Origin of the sequence: Rhodococcus rhodnii NBRC 100604 (assembly GCF_001894925.1) — a bacterium.
GTDB classification, from domain to species: Bacteria; Actinomycetota; Actinomycetes; order Mycobacteriales; family Mycobacteriaceae; genus Rhodococcus_F; species Rhodococcus_F rhodnii.
Genome location: NZ_BCXD01000024.1, coordinates 20105 through 34971 on the forward strand (window position 1 = coordinate 20105; position 14867 = coordinate 34971).

The window sequence follows — 14867 nt, forward strand, 5'->3', positions numbered from 1 at the left end:
AAACTAGCCGATCGCGGGCCCGAGCAGGTCGTCGGCGTCGGTGATCCGGTACGCGTAACCCTGCTCCGCGAGGAAGCGCTGGCGGTGCGCGGCGTACTCGCTGTCGAGCGTGTCGCGAGCGACGACCGAATAGAAGTGCGCCTGGCCGCCGTCGTGCTTGGGCCGCAGCAACCGGCCGAGGCGCTGTGCCTCCTCCTGCCGCGATCCGAACGTCCCCGACACCTGGACCGCGACCGACGCCTCCGGCAGGTCGATCGAGAAGTTCGCGACCTTCGAGACGACGAGCGTGTCGATCTCGCCGGTACGGAACCTGTCGAACAGCTCCTCGCGCTCCTTGGTCTTCGTCGAGCCCTTGATGACGGGCGCGTCCAGCGCCTCACCGAGTTCGTCGAGCTGATCGATGTACGCGCCGATGACGAGCGTCGACGCGCCCTCGTGCCGACGCAGGATCGATTCGACGACCGGGATCTTGGTGCGCGCCGTCGAGCACAGCTTGTAGCGCTCCTCGGGTTCGGCCGTCGCGTAGGCCATGCGCTCGGCGTCAGTGAGCGTGACCCGGACCTCGACGCAGTCGGCGGGCGCGATCCAGCCCTGCGCCTCGATGTCCTTCCACGGAGCGTCGTACCGCTTGGGGCCGATGAGCGAGAACACGTCGCCCTCGCGGCCGTCCTCGCGCACGAGCGTCGCGGTGAGGCCGAGGCGGCGCCGCGACTGCAGATCGGCCGTCATCCGGAAGACGGGTGCGGGCAGCAGATGCACCTCGTCGTAGACGACGAGCCCCCAGTCGCGCGAATCGAACAGTTCGAGATGCTTGTACTCGCCCTTGGTCTTGCGCGTGACCACCTGATAGGTCGCGATGGTGACCGGGCGGATCTCCTTCTTCTCGCCCGAGTACTCGCCGATCTCGTCCTCGGTGAGCGACGTGCGCGCGATCAGTTCGCGCTTCCACTGCCGCCCCGCGACGGTGTTGGTGACGAGGATCAGCGTCGTCGCCTTCGCCTTCGCCATCGCGGCGGCACCGACCATCGTCTTGCCCGCGCCGCACGGTAGCACGACGACGCCGGACCCGCCCGCCCAGAACGAATCCGCGGCCATCTCCTGGTAGTCGCGCAGGTGCCAGCCGCCCTCGGCGCCGTCGGTGTGACCGTCGTAGTCGAGTTCGATCGCGTGCGCCTCACCGTCGACGTACCCGGCGAGGTCTTCGGCGGGCCAGCCCACCTTGAGCAGTTCCTGCTTGAGCCGGCCGCGTTCGCTGGGATGGACGACGACGGTGTCGTCGTCGAGCCGCGCACCGAGCATCGGCGCGATCTTCTTGTGGCGGGTCACCTCGGTGAGGACGGCGCGGTCCAGGCTCACGAGAACCAGCCCGTGCGCGGGGTTCTTCACCAGCTGCAGCCGCCCGTAGCGGGCCATCGTGTCGACGATGTCGACGAGCAGCGGCTGCGGCACCGCGAACCGCGAGTAGGAGACGAGCGCGTCGACGACCTGCTCGGCGTCGTGGCCGGCGGCGCGCGCGTTCCACAGCGCCAGGGGCGTGATCCGATAGGTGTGGACGTGTTCGGGAGCGCGTTCGAGTTCGGCGAACGGCGCGATCGCCTGACGTGCCTCGTCGGCCCGTTCGTGGTCGATCTCGAGCAACAGGGTCTTGTCGGACTGGACGATGAGCGGCCCGTCGGTCACGGATGTGCCTCCTCCTCTGTCGCCGCGGGATGGATGCAGCAACCTGTCCATTCTTCCGAAAACCGCGCGGTCGTGCCACGGGGCGCTCCCGCTGCCGCGTCGAGGGCGCGGATCGGGCGAGTCTCCGGCGCGTGATTTGATGGATCGGGCGCCGCCCGCCGGCGATCCCCGCGTGGCGCCCGCCGAGAGGAGTTCTTTTGCCGACCGACCCCGGCCCGACCGACCCCGGCCCGGCCGCCCCGTCACCCGAACAGCCCGAGCGGCCCCCTGCGCGCAGCGGCACCTCGGCGAAGCGGGTGCGCGTGCTCGCGGTGCTCACGGCGGCGGGTGCTGCCCTCGCGGGTGCCGCCGTCGTCGCGAATCCGGAGACGCCCGATCCGCTCTTCGCCGAGGGCGACTGCATCCAGGCCGCGATCGGCGTCTCGGGCGAGGTGACCGACGGGCCGCGTCTCGCGTCGTGCGAGGACCCGTCGGCGGTCTACGAGGTGGCGGCACTCGTCGCCGGCCCGGCCGAGTGCGGCGACCAGGACAGTCACCTCTCGGTCGAGGGCCACACGTACTGCCTCATGGCGAACCTCCTGCCCGACGAGTGCTACCTCGGCAGCACCGACGGCACCGAACTCGCGCCCGCATCGTGCGACGTCGACCGGACGATCCGCGCCGCGCAGCGGTTCGACGGAGACGAGGCGGACGGCGAAGCAGCGACCATGTGCGCCGACGGCGAGGTGCCGCTGGCGTATCGCGAACACGCCCGCACCTACTGCATCGTCGACGGCAGAACCTGACACCCGCTCGCAGCAGTGCCCCTGCTTGTACAGTGACGGCTTCCGTGCGGTCCACGACTGACGAGGGGCGGGCATGACGTCGAGCACTACCGAGCATCCGTTCGGCAGCGATCATCCGTTCGCCCGCGCGGTGGACGCGCTCCGCGCCGTCGTGCGGATCCCGACGATCTCCTACCGCGACGACGAGCGGATCGATGCCGCCGCCTTCGAGCGGCTGCTCACCGAACTCGCGGAACGCTTTCCCCGGGCCCATGCGCTCGACGTGACGCGGATCGAACCCCACGCCCTGCTCGTCCGCTGGGCGGGTGAGACCGACGCCGATCCGATCGTGCTCATGGCGCATCTCGACGTCGTCCCGGTCGACGGGGACGCGCCCTGGACGCGCCCGCCGTTCGGCGGCGATCTCGCCGACGCACCCGAGGGGCTGTGCGTCTGGGGGAGGGGAACACTCGACGACAAGGGCTCGGCCGTGGCGATCCTCACCGCGGTCGAGACGCTCCTCGAATCCGGATACACGCCCGCGCGCGACGTGTGGCTCTCGTTCGGCTGCAACGAGGAGGTGTCCGGTGACGCCGCGCCGCGTGCCGTCGCGACGCTGCGCGAACGCGGCGTGACGCCGTGGTTCGTCCTCGACGAGGGCGGCGCGATCGCGTCGGGCGCGTTCCCCGGCGTCACCGCGCCGATCGGGGTCGTCGGCGTCGCCGAGAAGGGTTCGACGATGATCGAACTCGTCGCCCGCGGAGGCGGCGGCCACGGCTCGACGCCCGCCGCGAACGGTCCCGCCGTCCGCATCGCGAACGCCGTCGCGGCGCTCGACCGCCTCTCGCTCCCACGCCGGGTACCCGCGCCGACCCGCGAGCTGCTCGCCCGGCTCGCACCGCATCTCGGCGGCCCGCTGCACCCGCTCGTCGGCAGGATCGTGCGCGCCGAATCGCTCGTCGCGTCCGTGCTCGCACGCGCGGGAGCGGAGACGCGCGCGATCGTGCAGACCACGCTCGCCTTCACGACGCTCTCGGCCGCCGACGGCATGAACGTGATCCCCACGACCGCGAAGGCCGGTGTCAACGCGCGCATCCTGCCGGGCGACACCGTCGCCGACATCGTCGCCCGGATCCGCCGCGCGATCGACGACGGCGTCGAGATCGACGTCGTCGAGGCAGCCGAGCCGAGCGCCGTCTCGCCCTACTCGACGGCCGAGGTCACCGACCCGGCGTTCGCACTGCTCGAATCGGTGATCGGGGAGATCTTCCCGGACGCCGTCCCGTCGCCGTACGTGATGATGGCGGCGACCGACTCGCGGCACTTCACCGAGATCTGCGCCCGCGTCTACCGGTTCTCGCCGTTCCGGATGTCGCGCGAGCAGCGTGCGACGATTCATTCGGTCGACGAGCGGATCACCGTCGACACGCTGCTCGAGGGCGTCGGCTGGTATCGCTCGCTACTGCAGCGGCTCGGCTGAGGCCGGCTCCCGCGGCGCGAAGGCGACGACGGCCGCGGCGATCGCCGCCGAGCCCGCGCAGATCGCCCACACGACGAGATAACCGCCGAGGGTCGCGCCGCCCGTCGCGGCGGGATCGGCCGATCCCGTGGAGGTCAGCGCGAGCGCGAACATCGCCGACGCGAGGGCGCCGCCGATCGTCTTCGTGGTGTTCGTCGCGCCCGTCGCGAACGCCGTCCGCTCGGGCGGCGCCGCCGATGCGGCCGATGCGGGCAGGGCCGCGACGAGCGCGCCGCTGCCCAGCCCGGCGACCGCGACACCGAGCATCACCGCGACGAAGAAGGCGTTCAGTGGGATCAGGCTCCCGTACCCGGCCGCGACGACGAGCAGCCCCACGGTGATGGCACCGCGCTGGCCCACGCGCGTCGCGACGAACGGCATGAGAAGCGCACCCGCCGCCATGCACAGCACGTACAGGCCGACGAGCAGCGACACAGCGCCCGGTCCGACGCCCAGCCCGTAGCCGACGCGGTCGGGGTCGGCCTGCGCGAACGTCGACAGCGGGATCTGCGCGCCGAGCACGCTCATCCCGAACAGGAAGGCCGCGAGTTGCACCGGCCACTGCCCCGGGCGGCCGAGCAGCCGGACGTCGACGAGCGGATCGGTCGTGCGCAGCTGCAGCGGGACGAAGCCCGCGAATGCGGCGACGCCCAGCACGAGCACGAGCCACGGCAGCGGCGACGAGGGCCCGAGCACGCGCACCGTCACCAGGCCCGTCATGACGAGCCCGATCGCGAGCGCGAACACCCCGAGCCCCCGCAGATCGAACCGCCCACCGCTCGGTACCGGCGCATCGCGCACACCGAGCAGCACGACGACGAAGCAGCCCGTCACGGCGAGGGCGGGCACCGCCATGAGCGCGGGAACCCCGAGGACGCCGGACAGCGCGCCCGCCGCGAGCGCGCCCACGAGACAGCCGATCTCGAGGGCGGCGACGAGATACGCCGCCGCCCGCCGCGTGAGGATCGCCTGCTGCGGACCGGTGGCGCGGCGGTGGATCAGCGCGATCTCGATGGGCAGCCACACGGCGTAGGCGGCCTGCAGCGACCAGCCGATCAGGAAGACGGTGAAGCCGGGTGCGAGAACGAGAATCCACGATCCCGCCGCGACGATCGCCGTCGACACGAGCAGTACGTTGCGATGACCCCACAGATCACCGAGCCGGGAGAGCAGCGGCACGACAAGTGCGGACAACGCGAGCTGCGCCGCCTCGAACCAGTTGACGTCGCCCTCGAGGATCGCGAGGTGATCGGCGATCTGCGGGAACAGCGGCGTGTAGTAGGCCTGCAGGATGCCGCTGACGATCTCCACGCCCGCGAGGTAGCCGATGATCGTCCACAGCCCACCGGGAGCGCCCCCGATTCCCGCCGCCGACAGCGACTTCGGCCGTCCACCTCGCACCGCCATGTGCACCTCCGCGAGCGTGCAGCCCGATGCGCACGTCGGAGGTGAACCTACGACTCCGGCGCCCTCGCTGCAGCCCGAACACGCGCGCGCGGTCAGCCGTCGACGAGGCCGACCGACGTGATGCGATGCAGGGTGAACCGGCGGATCCCGCCCGCGCCGGGATCGAGCGCTTCGAGCTGGCCGCCACCGACCGAGATCGGTTCGACGATGCGGTTCGACGCGACGCCCGCGGCGTCGACGTAGCCGATCGCGACCTTCGTCCGATCACGCGCGGCGCGGCCCAGCAGTGCGATCGTCGCGGCGCTGCCCGCGCGTGAGCCGTCCGTACGCACCCCGCCGTGCGTGCTCGCCGACGCGGCGACGTCGCCGGCCCGCATCGTCCGGACTATCGCCTCGCGTTGTTCGCGCGACGCGGTGGCGGGGCGAGCCGCCCGGCGCGAGCGCTGGACGTGGACCCGCGACCCCCGCGGGCGGAGATCGACGAGCGTGCCCGACGAGTCCTCGCCGGCGGGGGAGAAGCCCGCGGCGCGCAGTTCGTCGAGCAACTCGCGCAACGGCGCTTGCGACACCGCGACGGTGGGCGCGATGCCGCGCAGCGCGAGCCGCTCCGCGACGGGACTCGCGAGCACCTCGCCGAGCAGCGCCGGATCGTCGCTGCGCACGAACGACGATGCGACCCCCGCCCGCAGCTGCCCGTGGCGTCGCGCGACGTCGTCGACGAGATAGTCGAGGCCCTGCGGCACGGGCGTCCGCGAATGCGTGTGGAACAGCGAGTGCAGTTCGGCGGCGCTCGTTCCGGCGTCGAGCGCGCGCCGGATCGTGTCCTCCGTGATCCGGTACATCGACGCCGCGCCCGCGGACTCGACGTCCGCGACGAGCGTGATCCGGTCGAGCAGATCGGGTGTCAGCGGTCCGGGAGCGAGCACCGTGAGGTCGGCCTGCACGAGCACGTAGTCGATCGGCTCCGGCAGCGCACGCTCCATCGCCGTCTCGACGTCTCCGTCCGCGAGGAGCGCCCGTCCCGGGGTGGTGACGGCGCCGCGACCGACCAGACCGAGGACCCGTGCCTCGTCGAGCATCGCCTCGACGGCGGCGACGCGCAGCCTCGCGCCCCAGCGCGGCCGCAGCCACGCGAGGCGCCGCGCGACATCCGGCACCGGGACGGCCGTGCCCGGCGTTTCGTCGGCGAGCAGGGTGAGGACGGCACGTCGATCCTCGGGCGCGGACTGAGCGCGGACCTCGAGCGAGAGCGCCGCGATCGGCTTGTCCGTCTGCGGATCCTTCGTTCCGATCACGCGGGGCTGGCGCGCCATGTCGAGCCACGCCGCCGCGAGCACCGACCAACGGTGCGCGGTCGAGGAGTTCGACCACGAGTCGGCGGCGGTGGTGGGAGCCCACATGTGCTCACCGGAATCCGGGCCGATCGGTGGATCGGGATCGCCCGACGCGATGAGTCCCGCGCTGTCGAGCAGCTCGACGAGCAGCGCGAGCCGCGGCTCGGCGATCCCCGTCGACTTCGCGAGCCGCTTGAGTTCGCGCACCCCGAGCCCGCCGGCGCGCAGCATCGGGGCGGGCGAGACACCGAGCGCCGCGAGGACGTCGTCGCAGTGGCGGACGAGTTCGAGCGCTTCGCCTGCGCCCGCGGCGTCGACGTCGCCGGTGGCCAGCGACGTCGTCGTGAGGGCGGGCGGGGTGGTCGCGGCAGGGTCGAACACGGCCTCGCCGCGCACGACCTGCCGGACGGGATGCGGCAGTTCCACCGTGTCGTCGTCGACGTGGCGGAGCAGGCTCGCCGCGAGCAGCTTCTGGACGGGACGATCGGGCGGCGTCCCCGGCGCGGCGTCGCGAGTGCGGCCCAGCGATCCGGAGCGGGCGAGGGTGTCCAGCAGTCGGCGTTCGTCGGGCGAGCACGCCGTGAGCAGCGATGCGATCTCGCCCTCGCCGAGGTCGTGGGGCGCGTCGCGGCGGTCGATCCGCCACGGGAAGACGGCGAGGACCGACGGCACCACGCGGAGTGCGCTGTCGGTGCCCCACACGAGCGCGAGCGCGCGCAGTTCGCCGAGCAGAGCGTCGGTCGCCTTCTTGGTCAGGCGCCGGCCGATGCCGAGCTCGGTGCGCTTCACCGGTGCCGTGTCCGCGCCGGCCGTCGCGAGCAGTTCCAGGACGACGAAGTGCGCCGTGGAGAGTCCGTCGGCGACGCGCGCGACGGAACTGCGCTGTTCGGCGCGGGCCGCGAGCACGCCGACCGTCGCGGGCGGGGGGACGGCCAGGTCGGGACGACGCGCCAGCAGTTCGGCCAGCTCGTCGTCCGAACGCTGCGCGAGCCACGCGCGCAGCGAGCCGGATTCGGTTTCGGTCATCGCCTCTCCACAGTAGGCAATCGGGTCGGGCGGCCTGCCGCGGGAGTGGGCCGCCGACCACGTTCCCGAGGCGTCCGGGTGTGGCGTCGGCATCCCTGCTCTGTACGACGGTCTGTAGTCCTGACAAAATGGGCGTGTGACTGACAACGCGAAGAACAACTACGTCGATCCGGGTTGGCCGGCCCTCGAGGACGGCGACCACGCAGTGACCGAGCTCGCCGCCACGCGATCGGGGCCGTTGTCGCCGTTCGGTGAGGACACCGAGTTCCCGGTTCCGGTCGAGAGCCTGCCCTACGCCCACCCGCACACGATCATCAACCGCTGACCGAACACTCCCGAACGACGACAAGGGGCCCGCGCCGAAAGGCGCGGGCCCCTTGTTGGTGATCGGGTGGCGGCGGGTGGCCGCCGGACCTCACTGCTGCGGCAGGAGGTGCAGGTTGTCGTGGATGAGGTCGACGATGCCGGGATCGACGTCGATGCCCTGCGCCTTGACGACGGCGAGCGCGTTGTCGAGGACGGCGGCGTAGTCGACGGTGCCCTCGGCGGTGGTGGGAACCTGTGCGAGAAGCTCGGCGGGCGCCTCGGGGACGACGGCCTCGGGAGCTGCGGGTGCGGTCTCGGCCGGTGCCGATTCGGCGGGCGCGTCACGCTGCGTGGGTGCGCTGCTCAGGCCGAGGCTCGACGAGCAGGACGGCCATGCGCCCCAGCCCTGGTTCTCGAGCACGCGTTCGGCGACGACGATCTGCTGCTCGCGGCTCGCGTTGTTCGCGCTCGCGGCGAACTCTCCGCCGCCGTGTGCGTTCCACGTGCTCGGCGAGAACTGCAGGCCGCCCTGGTAGCCGTTGCCGGTGTTGATGCCCCAGTTGCCGCCGGACTCGCACTGCGCGAGGCGGTCCCAGTCGGAATCGGGTGCTGCGCTCGCGGTGCCGGAGAACGCGGCTCCGGCGACACCCATGATCGCGCCGGTCACGGCGACCTTGGCGACGGTGCGGCCGGTGTTCGAGGGCTTGCGGTGACGTCCGCTCATCGGTCGAGATCCTCTCCACACGCGCCTGCGAGGTCAGCTGTCGGGTTCGAGCTGAGAGGCTGCTCGGCCTCACCTCTCCTGGCGGGAGAGGGTCTGGCTTCACCCCGAGGCCGGTGCGGGACCGGCCGGTGTCCTCCAAATCGCCGTGAGCGGCTGCTCGCGGCTTTCCGGGGACTGGTGGGTCCCCCGTCCTCGTCCCTGAACTGCGACGTTCGGGAATCCGTGACCCGCGGGACGAGGTTTGGCGTGGCGGGCCGGACTCGGTCGACGTTCTCGACCGAGACAGACCGTAACCAACACCGGCCGCAGTGTCACCATTCGATAACGCGCGCCGTGTGGGCGTCCTCGCGAGAACTCACGCGTGCAGGGCGGCTTCTGTGCAGGTAGCGGGCGGTGCATCGCGGCGATGCTCGACGTACACCGGCTCGTTACGACGCCGTGATGTGAGCAACATCACAGTAGGGCGTCGGGCCGACGGGAATTCAGCGCGGTGCCCACGTCCCGCGGTCGGCGCCGATGGTCACGATCTCCTTGCCGAGCGGCATGAGCGAGACCGGGATCATCTTGAGGTTCGCGACGGCGAGCGGGATGCCGATGATCGTGATCGCCATCGCGACGGCACTGACGATGTGGCCGATCGCGAGCCACACGCCCGCGAGGATCAGCCAGATCACGTTGCCGACGAGCGAGGCCACCCCGGAGGTCGGCTTGTCGACGACAGTCTTGCCGAACGGCCACAGCGCGTACACGCCGATGCGGAACGCGGCGATCCCGAACGGGATCGTGACGATGAGGATGCACATCACGATGCCCGCGAGGAAGTATCCGAGCGCGAGCCACAGACCGCCGAAGATCAGCCAGATCACGTTCAGGATCAAGCGCATGGGCGGTCTCCGTTTCGTCGTGGTGGGCGGAGCTCAGGATCTCGGGCGAGCGGAGCTCGGCTTCATGTGAGCGGAGCTCGGTTTCATGTGAGCGGAGCTCAGCGGCTCCGACGTCCCGACCGTAGCGCGTAGACGATCGCGAGCAGGAAACCGAGCGGGCACGCGAGCGAGACGACGTAGAGGGGCAGCCCCGGCGACGAATCGCTCATGGCGCCGACGACGAAGATCGCCACGATCGCGGCGACTCCGACGGCGAACAGCGTCACGGCCGTGTAGAACAGCGCCCTGCCCTTACCGGTGCCCTTGCCGGTGTCTCCGTCGGTGCCCTTGTCGATCACACCCCAAGGGTATGTCACCGCTCGTGGGCTCCCGTGGCCGCACATATCTCGCGTGACCGGTGCGACGGCAGCGGCTAGACTCGGGTCATCGCGTCCTGCGCCGCAGCGGGGCGCGTTGTCGTATGTGTACGCATGTCGTGCTCGCGCTGCGGAGCGAGCCGTCCCCGAGAGCAGGAGATCGCGGTGCCGACCGGCAAGGTGAAGTGGTACGACGTCGAGAAGGGCTTCGGGTTTCTGTCCCAGGAGTCGGGTGAGGACGTCTACGTCCGCGCCTCCGCCCTGCCCGAGGGCACTTCGGCGCTCAAGCCCGGTCAGCGCGTCGAGTTCGGGATGGCCGCGGGCCGTCGCGGCCCGCAGGCACTGAGCGTCCAGGTGCTCGATCCTTCTCCCTCCGTGCGCAAGAACGTCGCGCGCAAGGAGAAGGAGCAGGCGGCCGCGAACCGGCGCACGCCCGACGAGCTGCACGGCATGGTCGAGGACATGATCACGCTGCTCGAGGGCCGCGTCCAGCCGGATCTGCGTGCGGGCAAGTACCCCGACCGCAAGACTGCCCAGCGCATTTCCGAGGTAGTCCGGGCCGTCGCGCGCGAACTCGACCGCTGACGCTCCCGCGTCGGCGGGCCGAGCCGCGCCGCGTCACTGGTCTGTTGCGACGTCACTGGCGGTCGCGACGCTCCACACCGCGCGCGCCTGCGGATTCTCGTTCTCGTCGATGACGGCGGACGGCAGCCGGATCTCGACGCCGATGAGCGGGAACTCCTCCGACGACGGCACCGTCACGGCAGCGGCCTCACCCGCGGCGTACGAACTCGGCGCGGCGATACCCGTGCCGTCGGGAGCCATGTACGCGGCGATGAGCAGCCACGGTGCGTCCGAGATCTCGCTCGGCAGCGACAGCTGCAGCGGCATCCCCGGGGGCACGTCGAGGAAGGTGCTCTCCTCGTCGCCGACGCACTCGTCGAGGTAGATCCCGCAGTAGACGTACGGTGCGACCTCGCTCGTCGTGCCGTGCGTGTAGGCGGTGATCCGCGCGGGCTCGGAATCGGAACCGCGAATCAGCACGACCATCACCGTGGTGAAGGCGATGAGCACGACGACGAGCGCCACGGCGATCAAGGTCAGTGTGCGTTTGGCCGAGGCCTGAAGGTTCACGGTCGTCCGTCCTGTCTCGTCTCGATCCCGGGGGCCGGGCTAGTGGTGTGCGCCCGTGCCGCGAGCAGGCGGCCGGTCGGTGGCACGATCCCGTGTCGCGCGATCGGGCCGCTTGCCGCCGAGACCCGGAAGCAGGCTGCCTCCACGGTAGGACACGAGGGTTTGCGCGAAGCCGAGAGCCAGGAACACGGTGACGACGGTGAACCCGATCCACAGGTCGGTGGGCAGCAGAACGCCGAGGGCGCCGCCGAGCACCCAGCTCAGCTGCAGCACGGTCTCGGAGCGGCCGAACGCCGACGCGACGGATTCCTCGGGCAGGTCGCTCTGGATCGAGGCGTCGAGCGAGACCTTCGCGAGCGCACTGCCGCCCGCGGCGACGAGGGACGCGACGGCGACGGCGAGCATGTTGTCGGTCAGGGCCACCAGGACGGCGACGATCAGGACGGCAGCGGCACAGCGCACGACGATGACCGCAGGCCGGCCGAGACTGAGCCGCGCGCCGGTCGCGTTGCCCGCGAAGTTGCCGACACCCGCCGCGGCCCCGACGAGCGCGAGGCTCGCGGCCTGCACGAGCGGCGACTGGTCGATGTTCGATTTCGCGACGAAGGCCGTGTACAGCGTCAGGAAGCCGGTGAGAATCCTGATCGTGCCGTTGCCCCACAGCCCGACGATGACGGCGCGGCCGAGCGGTTGCCGCTTGCGTCCGCTCCCGGCGCGGCCGCCCTCCGGCTCGATGACCTCGGTGCGGGCGTCGTCGCCGTGATAGGTCAGCGTCGCGGGGACCTCGCCCTCGGTGACCTCGACCCACGACGGGATCCGCATGCAGAGCACGATGCCCAGGATCGTGATGACGGCGGCGAACCACAGCGCGCCCGAGGACCCGAGCAGTGCCGCGAGCGCGGCCGCGGTGCCGCCCGCGACGATCGTGCCGCCGACCAGGCCGAACACCGTCAGCCGGGAGTTGACTCGGACGAGGTCGATCTCGGGTGGCAGCACGCGCGGCGTGACGGCACTCTTGAGCACCGAGAACGATTTCGACATCACGAGCATGCCGAGCGCGGCCGGATACAGAATCCACGTGTCGAACTCGAACACGAGCACGACGAGCAGCACGGTGCGGACCGCGAACGACGACGCGAGCGCGATGCGGCGACCGTGCTGCAGGCGGTCGAGTGCCGGGCCGATGAGCGGCGCGATGACGGCGAACGGCGCGAGCGTGATGACGAGGTACAGCGCGACCTTCGTCTTGTCCTCCCCGGTCGCCGCCGAGAAGAACAGCGTGTTGGCGAGAGCGACGGCGAGCGCGGCGTCGGTCGCGAAGTTCGCCATCACGGCGTAGGTCAGCGCGGTGAGGCCGGACTTGTCGGCGCCGTCGGCCTTCGCCGCGCGCTGGAAGGTCGCGATCCCCTTGCCGGTGAGCTCGCGGCTGCGCATCGCGGCGACACGCGTCACCGTCAGTTTGCGAGGCACCGGTGGTGCCTTGGGATCCCGTCGCGCCGACGTGTCGCGGTCCGTGCCCTCGTCGCCGCGGCCACCGGCCTGGTGGCTGCGGCCGGCGGCGTCGTCGTCGGCAGGGGGATGCAGCGGGGGGAGCGGCTCACGTCGCGAGAAGCGGCGGGTGGGCGGCGGATAGTGGTCGAAACCGGGATGCCGGTTCCCGTCAGGTGTGTCGCCGTGCGAGGGTCGCGGCGACTCGCCCTCGGGACGGTCCCCGGGGGTGTCGGAATCGCGCGGTGCGGTCACGTCGTCAATTCTGGCCTAGTCCTCGCGCTCGTGTGCGCGCGGAGGCCGCCCGCGTCGCGGCGAGTCCGGTGAGCGGGTCGTCACGAGACGAATCTCACCTCGAACAGGGTCGGCCAGTTCTTGCCGGTGACGAGGAAACGGTCGGTGCCCTCGATCGCCGCGATGCCGTTGAGGACGTCGGCGGGCGGTGCGTCCTGCGGCTGCGGCCCGAGCGCGGCGCGCAGCGACGACGCGTCGATCGTCTCGGTCACCGTGCCGTCGCCGGGGTCGATGCGCACGATCGTGTCCGACTGCCACACGTTCGCGTACACGCCGTCGGGGGTGCATTCGAGTTCGTTGAGCATCGTGACCTCGGTGCCGTCGGCGTCGCGGACGTCGACGGTGCGGGTCGGCGCGAACGACTCGCCGTCGCGGAAGGTCAGCGTCGCCGTGCCGTCGCTCGTGACGAACTCGCTCGCACCTGCCTCGTCGCCGAGACCGGACCGCTCGAGCGCGCACACGCCCCAGCCCTCGGTCTCGATCGGGACGCGCCGCCGCTCGTCGAGCGTCGCGGGATCGCGTTCGATCGCGAGACCGTTGCGCCAGGTCAGCTGCCACAGCGCGTCGTCGGTGACGGTGATGCCCTCGCCGAACAGCGGTGGCTCGAGGTAGGCGTGTGCCCGCACCTCGCCGGAGTCGAGATCGGTCGCGCGCACCCACGACTGCCCGACGAGCCCCGTGCCCTCGTAGAGCGCGCCGTCGTGGATCTCGAGGCCCTGCGTGAAGGCCTGCCGGTCGTGGGGATGCTCTGCGACGACCTCGACCCGCGAGTGCACCGCGGCGGGCGTGGGGGGTGCGTCGGTCGCGGCGTCCGAGCTGCACCCGGCGACGGTCACCGCGGCGAGGGTGGCGGCGACGACGCGCAGCGGCCGCCCGAGAGTCGATCGCATGTCGTGGGTCTCCTCGTGTCCGGAAACGCGGTTCACTCAGAGATACACGAGTGTCGACTAAGGTGAGAACGATCACAGGGATGTGGCCGGACGCTGCGAAGGACGAGTCCGGGAAAGGCGAGGCGATGACGACGAAAGCCGCACGCGCCGAACGGCCGAGCGAGTTCCCCGGCGGGGGACGCTACGGGTGGCTCGCGCACATCGAGACGCTCGATCCCGTCGCCGACGCGCACGAGATCCATCGCATCACGGGCGGTTTCGAGTTCCCGTGGGACTACAAGCGTGCCCTCGAGTTCGCACTGTTCCGGACGTACTGCGTCCCGAGCATCTCGCGGGTGCTCGTCGAGTCCGGCGAGTTCGAGCGGCGCCCGCAGAAGCGCTACGACGACACGGCGCTGCTCATGGCGGAGATGCTCGAGCACGGTTACGACTCGCCGCGTGGCCGCAGCGCGCTGCGCACCGTCAACCGGCAGCACGGCAGGTACACGATCGCGGGCGACGACATGCGCTACGTGCTGTCGACGTTCGTCTACGACCCGCTCGACTGGATCGACCGGTACGGCTGGCGTGCGCTGCACCCGCACGAGCGGCTCGCCGCGTTCCACTTCTACCGCGAGGTCGGCAAGCGGATGGGCATCAAGGGCATTCCCGCGGACTTCGACGAGTTCCGCGAGTTCAAGGCCGACTACGAGAACACGCGATTCCGGTACAGCGACGACAACCGGGCGATCGGGCAGTACACGGTGCGCCTGTTCGCGTCGTGGTTTCCGGCACCGCTGCGTCCCGTCGTGCGCCGGGGCGTGTACGCGATGGTCGACGACACGATGCGCGACGCGTTCGGGTTCCCGCCCGCGTCCCCGCTCGTCCGCCGCGCGATCGACGCGGCGCTCGCGGTGCGGGCGCGCGCGGAGCGGCTGATGCCGCCGAGGACGGTGTCGGTGGCCATCGACGGCGATCCGGGTAATCGCACCTACCCGGGATATCCCGAGGGGTACACGCCCGCAGACCTCGGAGCCGATCGCCCTGCGCCCGAGCAGGAGTCGCGGCGCGAGTCCTCGTAG

The 14867-nt window shown here is 71.2% G+C and carries 14 protein-coding genes and 1 riboswitch; of the genes, 5 read left to right on the forward strand and 9 right to left on the reverse strand.

Translation table 11 applies throughout. The annotated features are described in order from the left end of the window. Positions 1-3: 3 nt before the first annotated feature. Positions 4-1680: a DNA repair helicase XPB gene (locus RR1_RS16365; RefSeq protein WP_010836832.1), complete on the reverse strand. Its 1677-nt coding sequence runs from the start codon at positions 1678-1680 to the stop codon at positions 4-6. A 197-nt stretch (positions 1681-1877) separates the two neighbouring features. On the opposite strand from RR1_RS16365, the gene RR1_RS16370 reads away from it, so the two are divergent. Together RR1_RS16370 and RR1_RS16375 are read left to right on the forward strand one after the other, a co-directional pair. Beyond that, a complete protein-coding gene (locus RR1_RS16370; protein ID WP_143153875.1) occupies positions 1878-2465 on the forward strand; it encodes a hypothetical protein in 588 nt (195 codons plus the stop codon). Between the two features lie 73 nt (positions 2466-2538). Further along, on the forward strand, positions 2539-3924 hold the full coding sequence (locus RR1_RS16375; RefSeq protein ID WP_010836830.1) for a M20/M25/M40 family metallo-hydrolase: 1386 nt from the start codon (positions 2539-2541) through the stop codon (positions 3922-3924). On the opposite strand, the gene RR1_RS16380 is transcribed toward RR1_RS16375, so the two are convergent. Both RR1_RS16380 and RR1_RS16385 read right to left on the reverse strand, forming a co-directional pair. Then, positions 3904-5370 (reverse strand): MFS transporter, encoded by a 1467-nt coding sequence (locus RR1_RS16380; protein WP_010836829.1) that lies wholly within the window; start codon positions 5368-5370, stop codon positions 3904-3906. The two genes, RR1_RS16375 and RR1_RS16380, sit on opposite strands and share 21 nt — an antisense overlap. Positions 5371-5462: 92 nt before the next feature. Beyond that, the gene (locus RR1_RS16385) at positions 5463-7730 is read right to left on the reverse strand and encodes a helicase-associated domain-containing protein (RefSeq protein ID WP_010836828.1); all 2268 of its coding nucleotides are present in this window, start codon (positions 7728-7730) and stop codon (positions 5463-5465) included. A 136-nt stretch (positions 7731-7866) separates the two neighbouring features. Between RR1_RS16385 and RR1_RS16390 the strand changes: the two genes are divergently transcribed. Next, a complete protein-coding gene (locus tag RR1_RS16390; protein ID WP_010836826.1) occupies positions 7867-8055 on the forward strand; it encodes a hypothetical protein in 189 nt (62 codons plus the stop codon). A 90-nt stretch (positions 8056-8145) separates the two neighbouring features. On the opposite strand, the gene RR1_RS16395 is transcribed toward RR1_RS16390, so the two are convergent. The 3 genes from RR1_RS16395 to RR1_RS16405 all read right to left on the reverse strand — a co-directional run bounded on the left by RR1_RS16395 (position 8146) and on the right by RR1_RS16405 (position 9925). Next, positions 8146-8760: a transglycosylase family protein gene (locus RR1_RS16395; protein ID WP_040772244.1), complete on the reverse strand. Its 615-nt coding sequence runs from the start codon at positions 8758-8760 to the stop codon at positions 8146-8148. A gap of 6 nt (positions 8761-8766) precedes the next feature. Then, a riboswitch (cyclic di-AMP (ydaO/yuaA leader) is annotated at positions 8767-8981 on the reverse strand. A 261-nt stretch (positions 8982-9242) separates the two neighbouring features. After that, the gene (locus RR1_RS16400; protein WP_010836824.1) at positions 9243-9644 is read right to left on the reverse strand and encodes a YccF domain-containing protein; all 402 of its coding nucleotides are present in this window, start codon (positions 9642-9644) and stop codon (positions 9243-9245) included. A 98-nt stretch (positions 9645-9742) separates the two neighbouring features. Beyond that, on the reverse strand, positions 9743-9925 hold the full coding sequence (locus RR1_RS16405) for a hypothetical protein (RefSeq protein WP_051111042.1): 183 nt from the start codon (positions 9923-9925) through the stop codon (positions 9743-9745). A 240-nt stretch (positions 9926-10165) separates the two neighbouring features. On the opposite strand from RR1_RS16405, the gene RR1_RS16410 reads away from it, so the two are divergent. Then, a complete protein-coding gene (locus RR1_RS16410) occupies positions 10166-10585 on the forward strand; it encodes a cold-shock protein (RefSeq protein ID WP_010836822.1) in 420 nt (139 codons plus the stop codon). 33 nt (positions 10586-10618) lie between these two features. Here RR1_RS16410 and RR1_RS16415 read toward each other — a convergent pair whose 3' ends face one another. The 3 genes from RR1_RS16415 to RR1_RS16425 form a co-directional block, all read right to left on the reverse strand. Next, a complete protein-coding gene (locus RR1_RS16415; RefSeq protein WP_010836821.1) occupies positions 10619-11134 on the reverse strand; it encodes a DUF2771 domain-containing protein in 516 nt (171 codons plus the stop codon). 39 nt (positions 11135-11173) lie between these two features. Beyond that, positions 11174-12877 carry an MFS transporter gene (locus RR1_RS16420; RefSeq protein WP_010836820.1) on the reverse strand — a complete coding sequence of 568 codons (1704 nt, stop codon included), beginning with the start codon at positions 12875-12877 and terminating at the stop codon, positions 11174-11176. An 80-nt stretch (positions 12878-12957) separates the two neighbouring features. Further along, positions 12958-13806 carry a glutaminyl-peptide cyclotransferase gene (locus RR1_RS16425; RefSeq protein ID WP_040772253.1) on the reverse strand — a complete coding sequence of 283 codons (849 nt, stop codon included), beginning with the start codon at positions 13804-13806 and terminating at the stop codon, positions 12958-12960. Positions 13807-13931: 125 nt separating this feature from the next. Here RR1_RS16425 and RR1_RS16430 point away from each other — a divergent pair, with 125 nt between their 5' ends. Next, positions 13932-14867, forward strand: coding sequence for an oxygenase MpaB family protein (locus RR1_RS16430; RefSeq protein ID WP_051111041.1), 936 nt, complete (start codon positions 13932-13934; stop codon positions 14865-14867).